Source organism: Kordia zhangzhouensis (genome assembly GCF_001005305.1).
Taxonomy (GTDB): Bacteria; Bacteroidota; Bacteroidia; order Flavobacteriales; family Flavobacteriaceae; genus Kordia; species Kordia zhangzhouensis.
On the sequence record NZ_LBMH01000003.1, the window covers coordinates 112,019 to 131,213 of the forward strand.

The following is a 19,195-nucleotide window of genomic DNA, read 5'->3' on the forward strand; positions in this document are numbered from 1 at the left end:
CTCTTGTAAATAATTAAGAAAGTGATGCTTTCTTCTGTATAAAAAGCCCCTATCCTTTGTTTCGTAATCTAAAATACATGAGATGATTTATCAACAATGGCAATAGTTGCTGAAAGTGTTTTTTAAGTTGCTGAAAGTTGATTTTTGTTTAATTACTCGATACTCCACCTAAATTTCTTAACACGTGTCTAACATATGATTCTTTAGTTGTATTTCGAAATAAAAATCCTGCGATAGTAACTATCGCAGGATAACAGTAAAAACTAAACTATAAATTATTGCTTGATAAAACGTTTGGTTACTCTAGTCACCGCTTTGTCCCTTATAATTGCACAGCCACAATCTTTAGTACTTCTATTGTTATGTTGCATCGTATAGTTCATCCATCCAAAAGTGTATTACTTTCTGTAGTATATAAAGTAAGGAGAAAAGAAAAGCGAACCGAAGTTCGCTTAAAATTAAACGATTAATACGTTAAAACTAACATAATCTTGAATCACCACATAATACATTTGTATATACACAATCCAAACCAGCTATTGTCGCAAGCGTATTACAATTATCACCTTCCGTATAAGGAGGCACATCACAATAAGCAAGAGTTCTAGGAAGTGCTCCTCCATTAACTTCAAAGTTAGAAATAGACTTTTTGTTTAGCTTCAAAGATTTAAGATTTCTTTTTTTCATAATGAATGATTTTACAATTAATAATGCAGTAAATAAATGAAAAAAAACAAGCGTCAAAAAGAAGAGTAATAGACGTTTTATAAAACATCAAGCCTGAAAATTAATAATTTACGAAGGCAAAAAGTATGCAGCATGCTGTATATATTGCTAGTTGCTGAAAGTAGGTTTTGAATTGCTAAACTAGCATCCAATGTTTTGAACAATAGCTAAGAACTCTTCTTTTTTGTCTTTAGAAATTGAAACCGTTTGATTATTATCCATAACAATATATCCTCCATCTTTTTTGATATATTCTTTAATGAATTTTAAGTTGATAAGATATGAACGATGTGGTTTGTAAAAAACAGTTACTTTTTCTAGAAGAGATACAAAATGTTTTAGAGGTTTACTGACTAAGATTTCCGAGTTATTGATTGTCGTAATTTTGGTATACATTCCATCTGCTTCGAGCAAAATAATCTCATTGAAGTTTACAAATTTGAAACCGTCTGAAAATGGCAGTCCAATTTTATGAAAGTTTGAAGAAGCTAGACTTTGTTTGAGTTCTTCTAGTTTTATGTTGATTTGTGATTTGCCTATATGTGCCATTGCTTTTTCTACAGCATTTAGTATTTGTGTAGCACGTACTGGTTTCAAGAGATAATCAATAGCAGACAACTCAAAGGCTTTAATTGCATATTCGCTGTATGCCGTAGTAAAAATGATTTCAAAATTGAACTGTTCTTTTCCTATAAAATCAAGAATTTCTAGCCCCGAATGTTGTGGCATTTCTATGTCTAAAAATACAATATGTGGTTGTTCTTTTTTGATGAGTTCTACACCTGCTAACAAATCTTCTGCTTCATATATTTTTTTTATGTTAGGGCAATTTTCATCAAGCAACACATGTAGTAAGTTTCTAGCTTTACGCTCATCATCTATAATTAATGCTTTCATGGTTTTTTGGTTTTTTATTTATAGGTTTTTTATAGGGATTGTGATGATTACTTTTGTTCCACAAGATTGCCCGTGAACATCGTACAAGTCTTCTATTGAAACTCCTATTTGTTTTTCTTTTCCATAATTCAGTAAATGCAATCTATCTTGTGTGGCTTGTGTTCCAAACGATTGATGCATTTTATCTTTTTTTTCTTTTATAGCCACTGCTTTCTCCCTGCCAATCCCGTTATCTTCAATAATACAAGTAATTACATCCGTAACATCCGAACCAAGCAAAGTAATGTATAGCTTTCTATCATTTTTTTTATGCAATAATCCATGTTTCAGAGCATTTTCTACATATGGCTGAATAAGCATCGTAGGAATCGTGACTGTTTCAGTGTCTATAGTCTTTGCAATGTTAAAAGAGTACTGTAATTTATCCTCAAAACGCAATTTTTCTAATTCCAGATACATTTGCAAACATTCTATTTCATCCTGTAAAGAGATTGTTCCGCGATTACTATGATTGAGGTATGTGCGAATTAGATCGGCAAATTTACCCAGATAATCACTTGCAAGATTTTTTTTGTTGAGGATAATGTATTCTTGAATGGAATTTAGCGCATTGAATATAAAGTGTGGATTCATTTGTGAACGCAAGTTTTCAAGTTTTAAGAAAACAAGTTCACGCTCTTGTGCCAGTTTTTCTAGTTCTTTATTTTTTTGTTTCTCACGCTTGCTCAAAATTGTCCTATAATACAGAACTATGAGCAGTAACAGTATAAAAATGACAATTAAAATAAACCATGTTCGTTTCCAAAAAGGACTTTCAATTGCAATATTAATTGCTGCTATTTTAGATTCTCCTGCTAGAGAGGTAGACACCGCTTTTACTTGAAAAGTATAGTTTCCTACGGGTAAACTATTATATTTTACAAAATCGATTTCTTCATCTACAGGAATCCAATCATCTTTATATCCTAGTAAACGACTGAAATAACGAATGTGTTCCTTAGAACGAAAACCATTGGCATTGAAACTTAGTTTGATTGCGTTTTGATAGTGAGGCAATCTATATTTTTTGTGAAGCAATGTGTCTTTTTCATTGATTTGAATTCCTGTAAAATAGATTTCAGGCTGAGTTTTAGGCTGAAAAGCCGTTTTTCGGTCAATTGAAAAAATTCCTTTGTTGGTTGCAAATACAACATGATTTTTAAATGGAATTATATCACTTACTAAAAAAGTGTTTATACCATCACTTTTTGTGAGCGTTTTAAATGTATTGCTTTTTGTGTCTAATAATTGGATTCCTTTATTTGTAATAATCCACAATTGATCTCCATCACTCTGAATGGTTTGTGTACGATCGGATATCAGTCCGTTTTTAATAGAGTAGTTAATGACGACACTATCGTTTTGAATACCATATATTCCATCTTTGAAGGTAGATGCCCAAATCATTCCATCGTTAGTTTTTGTAATTCCCATGGCATGAATTCGTTTTCCTTGATACCTAATTTTGGTTGCTTTGAAATCTTCATCAAACTTTACAAAATCATCTACGTAGGATATGTAACTATGTTTACTAATCGTATCATGAAAGCCTTTGTAACCACGTACACCCCTAAAACGCATGATTTCCTTCCCATTCTTTATACGAACACCTCCGTTATAGTTTGTATAGAAAAATTCAAAAGCATTAAGATAAGACAAGCTCAGGGCATTGTTAAATAAATCATTCGATTGGTAACTTTTGGTTTTTAAATCGTAGATGTACGACTTAGATTTTGAACTTATATAAAGTAGCTCTTGATTTTTATCATACAGTGCTGCATTTATTTTTGCATTGGTTGGTAAATCTGTCTCTTGATACGTATGTGTTTTCACATTATAAAAACCTGTTTTTCCATTGGTTGTCCCATAAAAGAATGTGTGTTCATTGATTTTTTCAATACAGTTAAAATCTTTTATTTCTTCCGGAAAATCATAGTAATAATTATTGATATTGGGAATTACTACAACTCCATTACGCAATGTTGTCAACCAATAATTTTCGTTTTTATCAACGATTAACTGTGAAACATATAGATTTTTAAAATATCTATTTTTATACACTACTTGATTCTCTTCTAAGGCATAAACCCACAAACCACTTGATGAAGATAAAAGCATTTGATCATCATGGAAACTAACGGCAACAATGTAACTATTCTTGAGTTCCTCCATAAGTTCAATCTCTTGATACTGCCCGGTATTCACATCAAATATGTATAGACTTGATTTATTTTCTTTGTCTACAAACCGTAAATATGTCTTTTTTTTGTAGCCAATAATCATTGACTTACCAAGTATTCGATGATGAAGGTCATTATAGATTGCTTCTGAAGTAATGCGTTTAGTAATATTTAATTCTAAATCTAGTGTAATGATACTCTCTCCTGTCGTAATATATATTTCGTCTTTATATTTGTAAGGATACCCAATTAAATCATCTGAAACTTTTACACGAGCTTCAATTTTTTTGGTTTCTAATGATATTTTATAGATTACTCGCGAAGCAAATACCAACAAATGGGTTTTGGTAATGAGAAAACTTCCCAAACGCCAGTTAATTTCTTGACCTAGATCGATAAAGGTAACCAACTTGTCATTTTCTACGTAGAAAAATTGCCCTGAAACATTACAGCACCACACTCTTCCTTTATGGTCTTCACGTGGTTCAAAAACAGATAGTCCACGTTTTTCCTTATTTGTATAAATCTTGAACTCGTTTCCATCATACCGATAAAATCCTTTGTCGGCTGCTAACCATATAAATCCTTTACTATCTTCTACCACGTTATAGAATTCTATATCTGGCAATCCATCTTTTTCTGTGAATTGGGTATAGATAGGATGCTGACCATATGCAGTATAGAAAAGCAGAAGAATAAATAAGCAGTGTATTTTTTTTATCAAGTTACTTCACATTTTAACTTTCAAAATTACAATATATAATGTAGAGGCTATGTGTTACTTTTTGAAAGTACTATTTCAGTTGCTAAAAAGGATACGTAAAAAACATAAAAAAAGATCTGTAATAAAAATTACAGACCTTCTTTTTTTAAGAATACGATTTTATTAGCAAATCCCTACAGGTTCACATGAAATACTTGGTTGACAGTTTCCTGTTGGAGGACAGCCATTCGTTGGGCATCCTGCGCTTGGACAACCTATATTAGTTCCACATACATCTGTGGCACAATTGGTATCTGCGTCTGCTAAACATGATTCTGTTCTAAGTCCACCAGTAATTGCTGCTGAATTTAGGTGAGATACCATGTTTTTGGTCAATTTTAATCCGTTGTGTTTTAAATTTCTTTTTTTCATGATATTGTTTAAGTTTTGTGGTTAATTCCTAATATACATGATTATAAACACTTTACACGAATTACAACCTCACAAAGTATACACTAAAACCGTAGTTAACAATTTTAGAAATCGCTAGCAAATTCCGTTAGGCTCACATGAAATGGAAGGAATACACAACTCTGTTGGTTCGCAATCAACTGTATACGGGCATCCTAATGCTGTTTGGCATGTTCCTGTAACCGCTCCACAATTGGTGTCTGCGTCAGCAAAACAAGAAAAAGTTGCTATACGGATTCCTCCTTTTAGATTGTCAGTAGATAATTTTGAAACAATGTTTTTGTTCAAACTAAGTCCTCTGTGTTTTAAATTCTTTTTTTTCATGATATGATTTTTAGATAGTTTGTGTTAAAAATACTTCTATTTTAACCACAACCTATCTATAAAAACCTCACGATAAGTATTTTAAAACCTTAATTAACATTTTACATTGGTTTTACTACGCTTATTTAATGATTAAATCTTGAAAGCCCTTGGTTACATATTTTTGAATATTACCAAATTGATCGCGACTTACCACATACGCATCAACGTCTTCCAATTCACTTAATAACTTTTTGGTTTTTTCGTATGGCATTACCATGAATGCAGTTGCATATGCATCTGCTTTCATACAATTATCTGCAATTACAGAAACACTCAACACATTATTCTTCATCGGATAGCCTGTTTTTGCATTTAGTATGTGTACATAGTGATCTCCTGTTTCAGGGTCAATTCTGAATTTACGATAGTTTCCAGATGTTGCCATTGCTTTATTTTCTAGAAAAATGTATTCCATGTATTGACGCTCTGCGTCATCATCTTGCACAGGACTATCAATTGCTACTGTCCATGGTTGTACCCTTTTGGTATTTTTACCTTTTGTTAGAATTTCTCCTCCTACCTCGATAATGTAGTTGTTAATTCCTTTTTCATCAAACATTTTCCCAATAAGATCAATCGCATATCCTTTTCCTAATGCATTAAAGTCAAAAGTTACAGACGGATGTGCTTTAGAGATTTTCCTATCAGGAGAAAGACTTACCTTATCAAATCCGGTAAACTCCATAATACTATCAACTTGTTTTCCTGTAAGATTGTTGATAGGTTTTTCTGGACCAAATCCCCAAGCGTTTACCAAAGCACCCACACTTGGATCAAAGTAGCCATCTGTTTTTTGATACACTTCTCTGGAGAATTCATACACTTCTTTAAAATAATCATCTACCACAACTCCTTCTTCTCCTCTATTGATTCTAGAAATGTCTGAAGTAGGAATGTAAGCGGACATTGATTTGTTTACAATATGAAAAACATTTTCTATATCTTCTTGAAAATCTTGTTTTTCATTTTCTATTTCGTATTGAATTGTATACGTAGTTCCTAAAGCAAAGCCAGTATTAGCACGCATAATTACGTCTTTAGGTTTGTTGACACAGGAGGTCATTAAAAAAGCTATACATATGTATAGGGGAAATGTAATTGCTTTCATGTTTATTTAATTTGAATTAAACCATCATAATCTAGTATGTATGGCTGATCTTTCATTACTTCTTCTAAAGGATTTTCAGCGTTACCTAATCCAACTCCCGCAAAATAAAGTTCGGCTTCAAATTTCTCTACATGTTGCTTGAATGTTTCCATCCACAACACATCATACTCTTTCGGGTCATCAGGATAGGATACTGCCTTTACTAATATAAATTTCTTTTTATTGTTTTTGTCAATGCAAACAAATTGAGGATGCTTATTAAGTGTACTGTTGACGGCTAGAAATTCATAACCTTTTGCTTCTAATTCCTTACCCACAATATTCATAGCAAGATTATGCAGTTCTTGCTTTGTTAACTTCTCCATTCGCGCATTGTAGTTACTATACTTGCTAAAGTATTGATTCGTTGATAATTTGTAAAGTGTTTTTTCTTTTTCTAATAAATATCGATGAAATTCAATTTTCATCTATGAAATGTATTTACATACAAAGATACTGCTATTCAATCGTATAATAACGGCTGAAACTTCTTTTTTGATTTTAAAAAAGAAAAATCGTAAAAACATTTCTACAACCCTCATTTTGAGATTGATTGAGAGTTGATTTGCGATGATTTTTTATAATGATAAAGAGAAACGCAAACTCAATTGACAAAATTTAACCTTTCTTTGTTTTCTTCTTAGCTTTTATCCAATTCGTACCCAAAGTTAATTCCTTTTTCTGCTCTTGGAACTCCTTGCGTCATCCATACGGGTGCTGGTTTGTCTTTTAGGTAGTGATCAAAAAACTGCATCATTCGAATGGAAAGGTCTTGACGATTTTTCATTTTACGTAAGTTATGCGCTTCGTTATTGTAAACTAATAACCAAGCAGGCTTTTTTAATCGTCGCATTCCCATAAAAAGTTCTATTCCTTGATAATAAGGAACTGCTCCGTCATTATCGTTATGCATGATAAGCAAAGGAGTTTCTACATTTGGCAAATGGAATAATGGAGAATTTTTGATGTATAAGTCAAAGCCTTCCCATAGATTTTTCCCGATTCTACTTTGTGTATTTTCATACTGAAACATTCGGCTATATCCAGTTTTCCAACGTATGCCTCCATATGCAGAAGTCATATTGCTTACTGGCGCTCCCGCCATAGCTGCTTTAAACTTATTAGTCTTCGTAATCAGGTACGCCACTTGATAGCCTCCCCAACTTTGTCCTTGTAACGCCATACGACTACTGTCAATATACCCTTTCTTTTCCATCATTTCTACTCCCGAGATTACACAATTGTATGCGTCATCTCCTGGTTGCCCTGCTTTGTATACAATATCAGGCACAAACAAAATATACCCATTACTTGCTAAATATGTTGGGTTTACTGTAGAAGCGCTTGGTTTTGGAACGACGTAATTATTTAGTTTATGAGAGCTTCTTTCATAAAAGTAAACAATCATCGGGTATTTTTTTTGAGGATCAAAATCTTCAGGTTTATATACAATACCTTCTAGTTTTGTTCCATCATAGGCATTCCAAGAAACCAATTCTGAAGTTCCCCATTTGAAGTCTTTTTGTTGGGGATTGATATTTGTGATTTTTTGATGTGATTTAAAGTTGTTGAGCGTTATGTATTGGTCATATGCTTCGTTAAAATTTCCAACTCGATACGCCATAACATTTGCTTCCTTGGCTTTTACGAATGAAGAAATTTGTTTGTTGCTAGGTGCTATACATTCTCTTAACCTTTTACCATCTAATAAGTAAATAGCATCTGCTTTTAAAGTTTCATCAAAAGCAACAATAAATAGTTTACCATCTATGTATTGAGCCATCCATTCATCATCTTTATCTCGTTGAGTTCGGTAGGTAATTTTGTTTTCCCTTCCATTTTTTGTAATATTTTTTGCTTTTTTAGCACCATCAACAGGGACACTCCAAATATCATATTTATCATATAAGAGAATATTTCCTTTTTTATCATAGCCGCCTAATCCATAGAAATTGGCTTTTGCCGGAACATCATTGTCCTCATCTTCAAATGAAACTTCTATACCTTCCGTAAGATTGTGTTTTTCAAACGTTTCTAGGTTGACCGAATACCAATCATTAGTAGTATAATTAAAATAGATTCCATAGTCTCCAGATTTGGAAATTTCTACTTGTGTGATTGTTTGTTTAAAGAGTAACCGCTTAACGCCTGTTTCACGATTGATTACATAGTAATCTTTTTCCCAGGGCGATTTCCAAGTTTCTATTGCATAAGGAGAATAATCAATTCCCAGTACATATTTTGAAGCGTATTTATCAGACAATACAATTTCGTCAATGATACCATCTTGCAGTTTGACTATTTTTTCATTTTGGATATCATAGCTATACAAGCGTGTATCTTCATCAAGCTCTTTACTCAAAACTTTTTGGCGTGGCTGAGTTTTTTCATCATTCCAACTCCAAACATCTACTTCAGGAATTTCATCATCTAGTAATGTGGTATCTTTTTTATGTTCGCTTTTGAGTTTTGTATAAAAATACAATCGCTTTCCATCTTCGGAAAAAGTGAGTGGTTGATTGCCACTTATTTCTTCTTTTTCTTGAAAATACTGCAATTCTTTCGCTACTAAATCATGTAACTTTTTATTCTTATAAAGAAAAAGCTTGTATCGCGCAGAATTTGCTTTTACTGAGTCATATTCAGCAATATAGCTCACTTGTGTTCCTTCTTTATTTACAGCAAGATTTTTATAGTCAAACAAAGAACTGTCTAGTTGTTTTCTCGTATGAGTTTTAGCATCATACGCACATACAGCATTTGCCTTCTTTTTATTTTTTTCATCTAATGTTGTGTAATAAAAAACAGTGCCCTTTTCAGGAACAATATATTCTTTGAAATTGAATAGAGTATCTTGTTTTTTTGACGCTAAGTGATATACAATTGCATAGTTATATTTCCATGCTGGTAAGCTATCTTTATGTGAAGTATTTTTTTTGTTTTTGAATTTCTCTATAACAAAGTAGTCGTTGCTTTTTTCTCCTATTTTATATGATTTTACCCGTTCAATAGAGTCATATATTTGATGATTTGCCACATCATAAATATATAGCACTTCTTTTTTTTGATCCTCACTCTTAACCTTATTCTTTTTTTCTAATCGCATGCTTTGATATGAAGGTGCTTTCGTAAAAATGACAAATTTTTCATCATCTGTAATTTCCCCATTCTTACCATTAAAATAGTTTGCCTTTTGTCCTGTCCTAGTATTATATATTTGCAAATATCCATCTCCTCTATCAGTTGCTGTTACTACTGTAGAAAGAATCAGTTTTCCTGTTTTGGAAACTTTTGTTTCTTGTAATTGTTTCCACAAATCATAATCAGCATGCGTTATTATCTTTTTTTGGGCTTGTAGAATTCCAAAGACAAAAATAAAGAGTAAGGATAATATATTGCGTCCCATGATTGTGATGAAAATTAAGGTTTAAATATAAGGAGATTATTCTTTTTTATGAAGATAATTACTACGAATTAGAACCGCATAAAAAAAGACCGTCAATAAATGACGGTCTTTTATGTTTTTGAAATGATTGGGTTTATCCTCCGAAATCATCAAATCGAATGTTTTCATCTGGAATACCGAAATCTTCTCCCATTTTTTGAACAGCTTGGTTCATTAATGGTGGTCCACAGAAATATAGTTCAATATCTTCTGGTGCCTCATGAAGATTTAGATAATTGTCAATTACACAATTGTGTATAAATCCAACAAAACCATCACCTTCTTCATCGTGAATATCTTTTTTCACTTTCCAGTTATCCTCTTCTAATGGCTCAGAAAGTGCCATGTAAAATTTAAAGTTTGGAAAGTCTCTCTCTAATTCTCTAAAGTGTTCAATGTAGAATAACTCTCGTTTTGAACGTCCTCCATACCAATAAGTAACTTTTCTACCAGTTTTTATCGTTTTGAACAAGTGGTATAAGTGCGAACGCATAGGTGCCATTCCTGCTCCTCCACCAACGTATAGCATTTCTGCATTAGACTCATTGATAAAGAACTCACCGTAAGGTCCAGAAATTACTACTTTGTCACCAGGTTTGCGTGCAAAGATGTACGAGGAAGCAACTCCTGGATTTACATTCATCCATTGATTTTTGGCTCTATCCCAAGGCGGAGTTGCAATACGAACGTTCAACATAATCTCACGTCCTTCTGCTGGATACGACGCCATTGAATAGGCACGCTCTACTGTTTCTGTATTTTTCATTACCAAAGGCCATAATCCGAACTTATCCCATTCTGCTTGGAACTTGTCTGGTCTTTCATGCTCTTCAGGGTGTGCCGTGATGTCAATCTCCTCATATTTTACTTCACATGGTGGAATTTCAATTTGAATATACCCACCTGCTTTGTAGTCCATATCTTCAGGAATTTCCACAACAAATTCTTTGATAAAAGAAGCAACATTGTAGTTACGAACCACGACAGCTTCCCACTTTTTAATTCCAAATACTTCTTCTGGAATAGTGATGTTCATGTCTTGCTTTACTTTTACTTGACAAGCTAGACGAGCTCCATGTTGTAGTTCTTTTCTAGTAAAGTGAGGAGTTTCTGTTGGCAATGCTTCTCCACCACCTTCTAGTACGTGGCATTCACATTGAATACATGTTCCTCCACCTCCACAAGCAGATGGTAAGAATATTTTTTCATTTCCTAATGTAGATAAAAGCGTACCTCCTGATGCTACTTCGATTTCTCTTTCACCATTAATTGTGATCTTTACAGGACCAGATGGAGATAGTTTTTGTTTTACAAACAACAATAAAGAGACTAATACTAAGGTGATTAGTAAAAAGGCACTTACTGTTGCTATAATCGTTCCTGTTGTACTTGCTGCTAATATCATATTATTAATCGATTACTTTTGTATTGTTAGCGATTTCTTTTGTCGCACTGTTATCTTGTACCGTTTCAATTTGAGCTGCTTTGTCATTTGCTTCAGTTGGCTCATCGCCTCCTGTTAACATTCCTCCAAAACTCATAAAACCAATTGCCATTAATCCAGTGATGATAAATGTAATTCCTAACCCTCTTAATGGAGCTGGCACACTAGAGTATCTGATTTTTTCACGAATAGCAGCAATAGCCAAGATTGCTAAAAACCATCCGATACCAGAACCGATACCATAAGTAGTTGCCAAACCTAATGTAGCAATTTCTCTAGATTGCATGAATAACGAACCTCCTAAGATTGCACAGTTTACCGCAATTAATGGTAAAAAGATTCCTAATGAGTTGTATAGCGAAGGTGAAAACTTTTCGACAACAATTTCTACTAATTGTACCATAGTTGCAATAGTTGCAATAAACATGATAAACGACAAGAAACTTAAGTCATACGAAGCGTATTCTTCTCCTAACCATGATAAAGCACCTGGTTGTAATATGTATTGATCTAATAACCAGTTTAACGGCACTGTAATGGTTAGTACGAAAATCACGGCTGCTCCTAGTCCAACAGCAGTAGATACTTTTTTAGATACTGCAAGGTACGAACACATCCCTAAGAAGGTTGCAAATACCATGTTGTCTATGAATATTGATTTGAAAAATAATTCTACGTGTTCCATATTTTTTAGTATTGAGTTTTGAGCAATTTAGCATTGAGACATCTCATTTCTATAATAGCTCATTACTTCATTTAGTCTTCTATTAAAGATTTATTTCTTGAACGTTGTACCCAAATAATGATTCCAACTACGATTAATGCCATTGGAGATAATAACATGAATCCGTTGTCTTCATATCCGATAGCATATAGCCCAGTTTTTTCAATTGGATCTCCTAGAACTTTCATTCCTAAAAGTGTTCCTGAACCTAGCAATTCTCTAAAGAATCCTACAATAATTAAGATGATTGCATATCCAAGCGCATTTCCAATTCCATCCAAAAATGATCTCCATGGTCCGTTACCCAACGCAAACGCTTCAAAACGCCCCATGATGATACAGTTTGTAATAATTAATCCAACGAATACCGAAAGTGTTTTACTCAATTCATACGCAAAGGCTTTCAGCACCAAATCAACAATAATTACTAGTGTTGCAACTACAATTAGCTGTACAATAATTCTAATTTTTGACGGAATGATATTACGCATTAATGAAATTACCACATTTCCTACACCTAATACGAATAATACCGAGATAGACATTACGATTGAAGCTTCTAACTCAGCCGTAATAGCTAGCGCAGAACAGATTCCTAATACCTGAATAGTAATTGGGTTATTGTCTGCTAATGGGTCTAAAATTAACTTACTATCTTTTCCCATGATTTATCCTTGTTTTTTTAAGTTTTGAAAATATGGCACATACAGACGTAGATCTTTTTTAATCATTGCTGTAACTCCATCTCCTGTAATAGTTGCACCTGCAATTGCATCGATTTCAAAATCGTTTTTGTCTTCGTTTGTTGGGTCAGAGTTTGTTTTAGAAATTGTAATTCCTTTAAAAACACCCGCTTCTGTTAACAAATGCTCTCCGTAAAAATCGTCCATAAAATAACGCTGCTTGATGTTTGCTCCCAAACCTGGCGTTTCTCCTTTATGGTCAAAGTATACACCTTGAACAACCATATTTTCATCCATAGCAACATATCCCCAAATTGCATCCCAAAGTCCTTTTCCTCTAATTGGAGCTATGTAGTATTTTTTTCCGTCTTTTTCACCTACAAATAAAGGAAGTCTTCTAGCTTTTCCTTCTTTTGCTCTTGCTTGTTCTTTTTTAACGTCGATTAAGTATGCTTCAGCATTTTCTTTTACTTCTCCATTTTCGATAACCAATTGCTTTTTAATATACTTAGCAAACAGTTTTGGAGCTTCATCTGTAGAAACGAATGTGGCACTTCCTTCATCGTTATTATTGATTCCCATTGCATACAAAATGTTTTGTTGCTTTTCTAAACGCTCATTTTCGGAAATCAATGGTTTTAATGCTGATGCTAGATACGCCAATAATGCACCCACTATTAATACCATTCCCACAGCGAATAGTACGGTATATGAATTTTTATCTGTTCTCTTTTCCATCGTTAAGCTGTTTTTACTTTTAGACGTTTCATTCGTTTCTTTACATTGGCTTGAACCACATAGTGATCAATGGTAGGTGCAAATACGTTCATCAACAAGATTGCTAAGAATACACCTTCAGGATATGCTGGGTTGAATACACGAATCATAATTGATATAAAACCAATTAAGAAACCATAAATCCATTTTCCTTTGTTTGTTTGTGCAGCTGTTACAGGATCAGTTGCCATGTATACAGCTCCAAATAGAACACTTCCTATAATTAAGTGTTGCCAGAATGGCACATCCATTAATCCATAGAATTTGCTAGATTCAGTAATCCAACCTGCATCGACTACACCATTAAATATTAATCCCATTACGAGTGCTCCAATAACAGTACTTAGCATGATTCTCCAACTTCCTATTTTTGTAAAAATTAAGAACAATGCTCCAATAATGATTAAAAATTTTGAAGTTTCTCCTACTGAACCAGGAATTAATCCCCAAAACATATCTGAATAAGAATACAATTCTGCAGCTCTATCACCATATGTAGTTACAATATCAGAACCTCCATTGGTTCCTGCAATTGTTAATTCTTGCCCTGCTTTTGCATAGTATCCTAATATAGTTTCACCTGAAATAGCATCTGGTGTTCCAGCCATTTCTTTTGCTCCATGAACCCAAACTTTATCTCCAGACATCCAAGTTGGATACGCAAAGAATAAAAAGGCTCTGATTGTCAATGCTGGGTTTAAGATGTTCATCCCTGTTCCACCAAAAACTTCTTTTCCGATAACTACACCGAAAATTACGGCCACTGCTAACATCCATAGTGGGATATCAACCGGAACAATTAATGGTACTAACATTCCTGTTACCAAATACCCTTCTTCTACCTCGTGTCCTTTAATTACAGCAAATAAAAATTCTACTGCTAGTCCAACTCCGTAAGATACAATTACAAGTGGCAACACAGTCATTGCTCCTACCAATAGGTTATCTAATGTCCAAAACGAAGCTCCTAAAAATCCATTAGCAGCCTCAATTTGCCCTAACGCTAAGTAGTGTTGATATCCAGCATTGAACATTCCAAAAATCAAACATGGAACCAATGCCATAATCACTGTGTTCATGGTACGCTTCAAATCGTCAGCCGCTTTGATGTGCGTTCCTCCGTGTGTAGTTTCGTTAGGTAAGTATAAGAACGTATGCAACGCATTGAACGCAGGCGCCATCTTGGTACCTTTATACTTTTCTTTTAAATTGTGTAATTTACTTTTTAAGCTCATCGTCTTATCCTATTTCTTTAAGCATTAAGTCTAAACCTTCTCTAATAATCTTTTGATGTGGCTGCTTAGACACGCAAATGAATTCTGTTAAAGCAAAATCTTCAGGCGCTACTTCATACATTCCTAAAGCTTCCATTTCGTCTAAATCTGAATACATACAAGATTTTAACATCTGTAACGGATACATATCCAAAGGAAATACTTCTTCATAGCTTCCTGTTACTACAAATGCACGATGCTCACCATTTGTATTTGTGGTAAGATCATATTTTTTATTTGGCTGCATCCATGAGAATGTCAACGCTCTCGAAGTACTTACTTTATCAAAAACAGGTTTATTCCATCCAAAGAATTCATAATCATCTCCTTCAGGGATTGCTGTAATTTGATTGTGATAATACCCTAAAGATCCTTCTGGAGTTTCTTTTTTACCCGTCAACACGTTTCCACTAATGATTCGGGTATTATCCAAATTGATGTTATTAGCCGTAATATCTTTAATATTTGCTCCAATAAGTGCGGTTACATATTGTGGTTTCTCAATTTGAGAACCTGTAACTGCTAGGGTTCTACTTGCGTTAAATTTACCAGTAAGCAACAACTCACCAATAATCACCAAGTCATGAGCATTAATTGTCCAAACAACTTCTCCTTTGTTTACAGGGTCAATTTTATTGATGTGTGTCCCAACATTTCCTGCTGGATGCGGTCCTGAAACCTTATGAGAAGTTACATCAGTTACAGTAGCTAAAGGAGAGTTTCCTCCTTTTTTGGTAACTACATGCACACTTCCTTCGGTAAGCTTTGTCAATGCCGTAAGTGCAGCACTCAACTCAGCTTCTTTACCAGAAAGCGTATAATCAAAATCAGCTGCTAATGGCGCAGAGTTATAACCTGAAATGAAAATTGCTTTTGGAGTTTTTTCAGTGTTTGCAATTACGTCATATGGACGTTGTTTTATAAATGGCCAACAACCTGTTGTCAGTAAATGTGCTTTTAATTCGTCTCCAGACATTTTTGCAGCATCTTTTTTACCAAAATCTTGGTATTCCTGTGTTGCATCTGCTTGGATTCTAATTTCTAGAATTTTACGCTTTGCTCCGCGGATAATTTCAGAAATCTCGCCACTTACAGGAGATGGAAATAATAATGCTTCGTCTAGTTTGGAGTGAAATAATGCCTGACCAGCTTTGACTTTGTGACCAACTTTCACTAACATTTTAGGAATGATACCGTGAAAATCTTCGGGCTTTATCGCATAATAACTACTCGGTTTTGCCGCAATTGTAGTTTTTTCTGCTTCGCCAACAAGCTTAATATCTAAGCCTTTTTTTATGCGAATGTCTTTTGACATAGTTATGGATTTTTTACTAAAAAACGTGCAAATTTAAGCATTTATACACTCAACTAAAAGCCAATACTTAACTATAAAATTTATTTATACTGATTCTAAATTAACTTTTTAAACCTTCATTTTTTACTTACATTTTGCTAAGTATATCTCAGGCACACATTTTGCGTATCTTTACAAAAAATTATATCTGATATGTATCGTATTTTTTGCTTGATATTCCTTTTTTACACACACCTCATATTTGCACAAGTAGAACCTTTGCTAGAAGTAGATCCTCCTAGTTTTATTAAGAGTATCGAATTTTCTGGACCTAATGAAGGCGATCAGTTCCCTATTTTGAGATTAGGAGAACCTTTTCAACTTACTTTTGATGATATTAATGGAGATGAAGCCGACTACTACTATAAGATTGCACATTGCAACTACGACTGGACTCCTTCTAATTTGGCAAAAGCCCAATATATGCGAGGTCTAGACAACCAACGGATTATAAATTATGAGAATTCATTCAATACATTACAACTGTACTCAAATTATCAATTGACGATTCCTAACAATTTTACTACATTATTAATTTCCGGAAACTACATGGTTTCTATTTATAATGATGATGATGAATTGATGTTTTCAAGAAGATTTATTGTTTACGAAGATGTTGTAGGAGTTGGCGCAACTGTTCACAGAACGAGAGATTTAAGTACTATTCAACAAAACCAACTGATTCAATTTGAAATCAACTCACCCAATTTACTTTTACGAAACCCAATGCGTGAGGTTAAAGTTGCCATTTTGCAAAATTACCAATGGAAAAGAGCCATTACCAACATTAAACCTCAATACACTATTGGGTCTAGATTAATTTATCGCTACAATACAGAAACTAGCTTTTCAGGAGGCAATGAATTTTTCAACTTTGACAATAAAGAAATCAGAGGTGGAAATGTAAGCATTGCCCGAATTGAACTCAAAGACATTTATCACAACTATTTACACACAAATCCAACTCGCGCTTTACAACCTTACACATTTAATCCAGATATTAATGGTGATTTTTTAATCAATACAATACAAGGCACCAACCCATCTATTGAAGCAGATTATGCAATGATTCATTTTTCTTTGGAAAATTACATGGATTTAGAAGGAAGCAAAGTATATGTATACGGTCGTTTTAATAATTATGCATTAACAGAAGAAAACCAGTTATTTTACAACCCAGACACAGATTTATACGAAGCCCAAATTTTGTTAAAACAAGGGTTTTATAACTATAAGTATGTGGTAGTTAACGATAAAAACGAGTTAGATACTTCCAAAATTAGCGGCGCTAACTTTGAAACAGAAAATGATTATTTAATTATTGTTTATTTTAGAAAATTTGGAGAAGTTTATGATAGTATTATTGGAATTGGCACCACAAACTCCACTGTAATAAAGAATTAGACAACTTTCTCTTGAAAATTCGTTAAATTTTCACCACTTTTACTGAAGTAAATATAAAATTCGTATTTTTGATTGTATTGCTGATGTAAATGCAAGTTAAACAACGTGAAACATTTACAACTATTTATATAAAAATTGCAAATGATCCAACAGGTAACTAGAGGCATAAAAATTTCCGTAAAGACTAGTTTTGAAGGTACTTTCTTCAAAAACTACAAGATGCATTTTGCGTTTGGTTATCAAATTACTATTGAAAACCAAAGCAAAGACTCCGTACAACTTACATCGAGACATTGGCAGATTTTTGACGCTCTAAATAATATTGAAATTGTCGATGGCGAAGGTGTAATTGGCAAAAAACCAGTATTAAAACCTGGCGAATCACATACCTATCAATCTGGTTGCTTACTAGCTTCTCCTATTGGAGCTATGCGCGGACATTATAACATGGTTAATTTTACCACGACAAAGAAGTTTAGAGTTTTTATTCCTACATTCAAATTAAGCGCTCCTTTTGCACTCAATTAACAAATTGTATTCGCATCATATTTTAAGCTAATAGATTTCTATTGAATTTACTCAAAATCCAATACGTTTTCTGCTGCAATCAAATACACTAATGCTTCAATTTTTTTATACATTTTAGTAAAAAAGATACGCTGTTCTTTTTTTCCTGCTGTCGATAATAATTTTGAATTACGCATTTGCCTTTGTAGGTGCGCATCTACTTGGTCAAGAGTTTCTGTATCGCTCGTTTTATAATAAGACAAAATAGTATAAGGAACGAACAAAGTTTTAATTGAAGGCGTCTTTACTAAAACTGTGTTATTCATGAGCAATAATTCATTGTAATAAAGTTTATACTGCATATCTTGCCCTACTTTATCTTCAATAGCTTGGATAAGTTTTTTAAGATCCTCACAAAGTTGTTTGGCTACCATTCCCGAAAGAAGCATGGATTTGTAATAAAAATGGATTTGCTTCAGCGTGCTATTAATCGTAGTTACATCCCAAATTTCAGTAACCTGTAAATTTGCATACAACTCACCCAAACGAGAAGCAGCAGATACTAATGATACTGATGGCGCAAAGTTCTCAAAAGCTACCACTTTTTGTTCTTCTCCCAATAATTGCAACCAAACATACATTTTAAAACGCGACAACATATTGTTGGATGCTGTGTAAAAAATAGGAAGGTCTTTGGCAGAATATACAATTTCAGAGTCTTTCATTGACAAAATTTGTTTCAAATTTTGATATGAAGCCTCAAAATAAGCTTCCAAATCTATCTGGGAACGAATAACTTGTGTTTTTTGAACCGCAACTACATCTTGCAATCCAATCTCAAAAAGCTGATCAATGGATAAGTTAAAATGCCTTGCCAACGCAATCGCTTCTTCTAAAGACAACTTACTTTTTAAACTTGTGCGCCGATGTGCTGCATCGTAACTAATATCCAACACGGCTGCAACAGAATCAATTAATGAAATATTTTCTGGAAGAACTTCTTTGATTTTTGAAAGAAAATGGGCTTGCATTTATTTGTGATTTTCACAAAAAT

At 33.5% G+C, this 19,195-nt stretch carries 17 protein-coding genes; 2 read left to right on the forward strand and 15 right to left on the reverse strand.

The genetic code is table 11. The features are described 5' to 3' along the window. Positions 1–480: 480 nt before the first annotated feature. The 14 genes from AA088_RS03855 to AA088_RS03920 all read right to left on the reverse strand — a co-directional run bounded on the left by AA088_RS03855 (position 481) and on the right by AA088_RS03920 (position 16,191). Positions 481–663 (reverse strand): hypothetical protein, encoded by a 183-nt coding sequence (locus AA088_RS03855; RefSeq protein ID WP_156168394.1) that lies wholly within the window; start codon positions 661–663, stop codon positions 481–483. A 204-nt stretch (positions 664–867) separates the two neighbouring features. Continuing rightward, positions 868–1,623: a LytR/AlgR family response regulator transcription factor gene (locus AA088_RS03860; RefSeq protein WP_046743642.1), complete on the reverse strand. Its 756-nt coding sequence runs from the start codon at positions 1,621–1,623 to the stop codon at positions 868–870. A gap of 18 nt (positions 1,624–1,641) precedes the next feature. Next, positions 1,642–4,566, reverse strand: a complete 2,925-nt coding sequence (locus tag AA088_RS03865) for a sensor histidine kinase (protein WP_046743643.1) — start codon at positions 4,564–4,566, stop codon at positions 1,642–1,644. Positions 4,567–4,728: 162 nt separating this feature from the next. Then, the gene (locus AA088_RS03870) at positions 4,729–4,977 is read right to left on the reverse strand and encodes a hypothetical protein (protein ID WP_046743644.1); all 249 of its coding nucleotides are present in this window, start codon (positions 4,975–4,977) and stop codon (positions 4,729–4,731) included. A 114-nt stretch (positions 4,978–5,091) separates the two neighbouring features. After that, on the reverse strand, positions 5,092–5,340 hold the full coding sequence (locus AA088_RS03875) for a class I lanthipeptide (protein ID WP_046743645.1): 249 nt from the start codon (positions 5,338–5,340) through the stop codon (positions 5,092–5,094). A 121-nt stretch (positions 5,341–5,461) separates the two neighbouring features. After that, complete coding sequence (locus AA088_RS03880) at positions 5,462–6,490, reverse strand: FAD:protein FMN transferase (protein WP_046743646.1); 1,029 nt, start codon at positions 6,488–6,490, stop codon at positions 5,462–5,464. A 2-nt stretch (positions 6,491–6,492) separates the two neighbouring features. After that, positions 6,493–6,957 carry a Na(+)-translocating NADH-quinone reductase subunit F gene (locus AA088_RS03885; RefSeq protein ID WP_316931673.1) on the reverse strand — a complete coding sequence of 155 codons (465 nt, stop codon included), beginning with the start codon at positions 6,955–6,957 and terminating at the stop codon, positions 6,493–6,495. A gap of 212 nt (positions 6,958–7,169) precedes the next feature. Continuing rightward, on the reverse strand, positions 7,170–9,935 hold the full coding sequence (locus AA088_RS03890; protein ID WP_046743647.1) for an alpha/beta hydrolase family protein: 2,766 nt from the start codon (positions 9,933–9,935) through the stop codon (positions 7,170–7,172). Positions 9,936–10,068: 133 nt separating this feature from the next. Beyond that, positions 10,069–11,379, reverse strand: a complete 1,311-nt coding sequence (gene nqrF, locus AA088_RS03895; protein ID WP_046743648.1) for an NADH:ubiquinone reductase (Na(+)-transporting) subunit F — start codon at positions 11,377–11,379, stop codon at positions 10,069–10,071. Positions 11,380–11,383: 4 nt separating this feature from the next. After that, positions 11,384–12,103: an NADH:ubiquinone reductase (Na(+)-transporting) subunit E gene (gene nqrE / locus AA088_RS03900; RefSeq protein ID WP_082106554.1), complete on the reverse strand. Its 720-nt coding sequence runs from the start codon at positions 12,101–12,103 to the stop codon at positions 11,384–11,386. Positions 12,104–12,174: 71 nt separating this feature from the next. Further along, positions 12,175–12,807, reverse strand: coding sequence for an NADH:ubiquinone reductase (Na(+)-transporting) subunit D (locus tag AA088_RS03905; protein ID WP_046743650.1), 633 nt, complete (start codon positions 12,805–12,807; stop codon positions 12,175–12,177). Positions 12,808–12,810: 3 nt separating this feature from the next. Then, entirely contained in the window at positions 12,811–13,563 is a 753-nt protein-coding gene (locus tag AA088_RS03910) for a Na(+)-translocating NADH-quinone reductase subunit C (RefSeq protein WP_046743651.1), read from the reverse strand. Positions 13,564–13,565: 2 nt separating this feature from the next. Beyond that, positions 13,566–14,837, reverse strand: a complete 1,272-nt coding sequence (locus AA088_RS03915) for an NADH:ubiquinone reductase (Na(+)-transporting) subunit B (protein ID WP_046743652.1) — start codon at positions 14,835–14,837, stop codon at positions 13,566–13,568. Between the two features lie 4 nt (positions 14,838–14,841). Next, positions 14,842–16,191, reverse strand: a complete 1,350-nt coding sequence (locus AA088_RS03920) for a Na(+)-translocating NADH-quinone reductase subunit A (RefSeq protein ID WP_046743653.1) — start codon at positions 16,189–16,191, stop codon at positions 14,842–14,844. Positions 16,192–16,383: 192 nt separating this feature from the next. On the opposite strand from AA088_RS03920, the gene AA088_RS03925 reads away from it, so the two are divergent. After that, a complete protein-coding gene (locus AA088_RS03925) occupies positions 16,384–17,634 on the forward strand; it encodes a type IX secretion system plug protein (RefSeq protein WP_046743654.1) in 1,251 nt (416 codons plus the stop codon). Positions 17,635–17,775: 141 nt separating this feature from the next. Continuing rightward, positions 17,776–18,162 (forward strand): Co2+/Mg2+ efflux protein ApaG, encoded by a 387-nt coding sequence (gene apaG / locus AA088_RS03930; RefSeq protein WP_046743655.1) that lies wholly within the window; start codon positions 17,776–17,778, stop codon positions 18,160–18,162. 47 nt (positions 18,163–18,209) lie between these two features. Here the strand turns inward: apaG and AA088_RS03935 are convergent, their stop codons facing one another. Then, positions 18,210–19,172: a hypothetical protein gene (locus tag AA088_RS03935; RefSeq protein WP_046743656.1), complete on the reverse strand. Its 963-nt coding sequence runs from the start codon at positions 19,170–19,172 to the stop codon at positions 18,210–18,212. Between the last annotated feature and the right edge of the window lie 23 nt (positions 19,173–19,195).

Bases quoted from the DNA above. Each gene is read 5' to 3' on its own strand.
- AA088_RS03860 (WP_046743642.1), bottom strand. From the start codon at position 1,623: ATGAAAGCATTAATTATAGATGATGAGCGTAAAGCTAGAAACTTACTA.
- AA088_RS03870 (WP_046743644.1), bottom strand. From the start codon at position 4,977: ATGAAAAAAAGAAATTTAAAACACAACGGATTAAAATTGACCAAAAAC.
- AA088_RS03875 (WP_046743645.1), bottom strand. From the start codon at position 5,340: ATGAAAAAAAAGAATTTAAAACACAGAGGACTTAGTTTGAACAAAAAC.
- AA088_RS03880 (WP_046743646.1), bottom strand. From the start codon at position 6,490: ATGAAAGCAATTACATTTCCCCTATACATATGTATAGCTTTTTTAATG.
- AA088_RS03885 (WP_316931673.1), bottom strand. From the start codon at position 6,957: ATGAAAATTGAATTTCATCGATATTTATTAGAAAAAGAAAAAACACTT.
- AA088_RS03890 (WP_046743647.1), bottom strand. From the start codon at position 9,935: ATGGGACGCAATATATTATCCTTACTCTTTATTTTTGTCTTTGGAATT.
- nqrF (WP_046743648.1), bottom strand. From the start codon at position 11,379: ATGATATTAGCAGCAAGTACAACAGGAACGATTATAGCAACAGTAAGT.
- nqrE (WP_082106554.1), bottom strand. From the start codon at position 12,103: ATGGAACACGTAGAATTATTTTTCAAATCAATATTCATAGACAACATG.
- AA088_RS03905 (WP_046743650.1), bottom strand. From the start codon at position 12,807: ATGGGAAAAGATAGTAAGTTAATTTTAGACCCATTAGCAGACAATAAC.
- AA088_RS03910 (WP_046743651.1), bottom strand. From the start codon at position 13,563: ATGGAAAAGAGAACAGATAAAAATTCATATACCGTACTATTCGCTGTG.
- AA088_RS03915 (WP_046743652.1), bottom strand. From the start codon at position 14,837: ATGAGCTTAAAAAGTAAATTACACAATTTAAAAGAAAAGTATAAAGGT.
- AA088_RS03920 (WP_046743653.1), bottom strand. From the start codon at position 16,191: ATGTCAAAAGACATTCGCATAAAAAAAGGCTTAGATATTAAGCTTGTT.
- AA088_RS03925 (WP_046743654.1), top strand. From the start codon at position 16,384: ATGTATCGTATTTTTTGCTTGATATTCCTTTTTTACACACACCTCATA.
- apaG (WP_046743655.1), top strand. From the start codon at position 17,776: ATGATCCAACAGGTAACTAGAGGCATAAAAATTTCCGTAAAGACTAGT.
- AA088_RS03935 (WP_046743656.1), bottom strand. From the start codon at position 19,172: ATGCAAGCCCATTTTCTTTCAAAAATCAAAGAAGTTCTTCCAGAAAAT.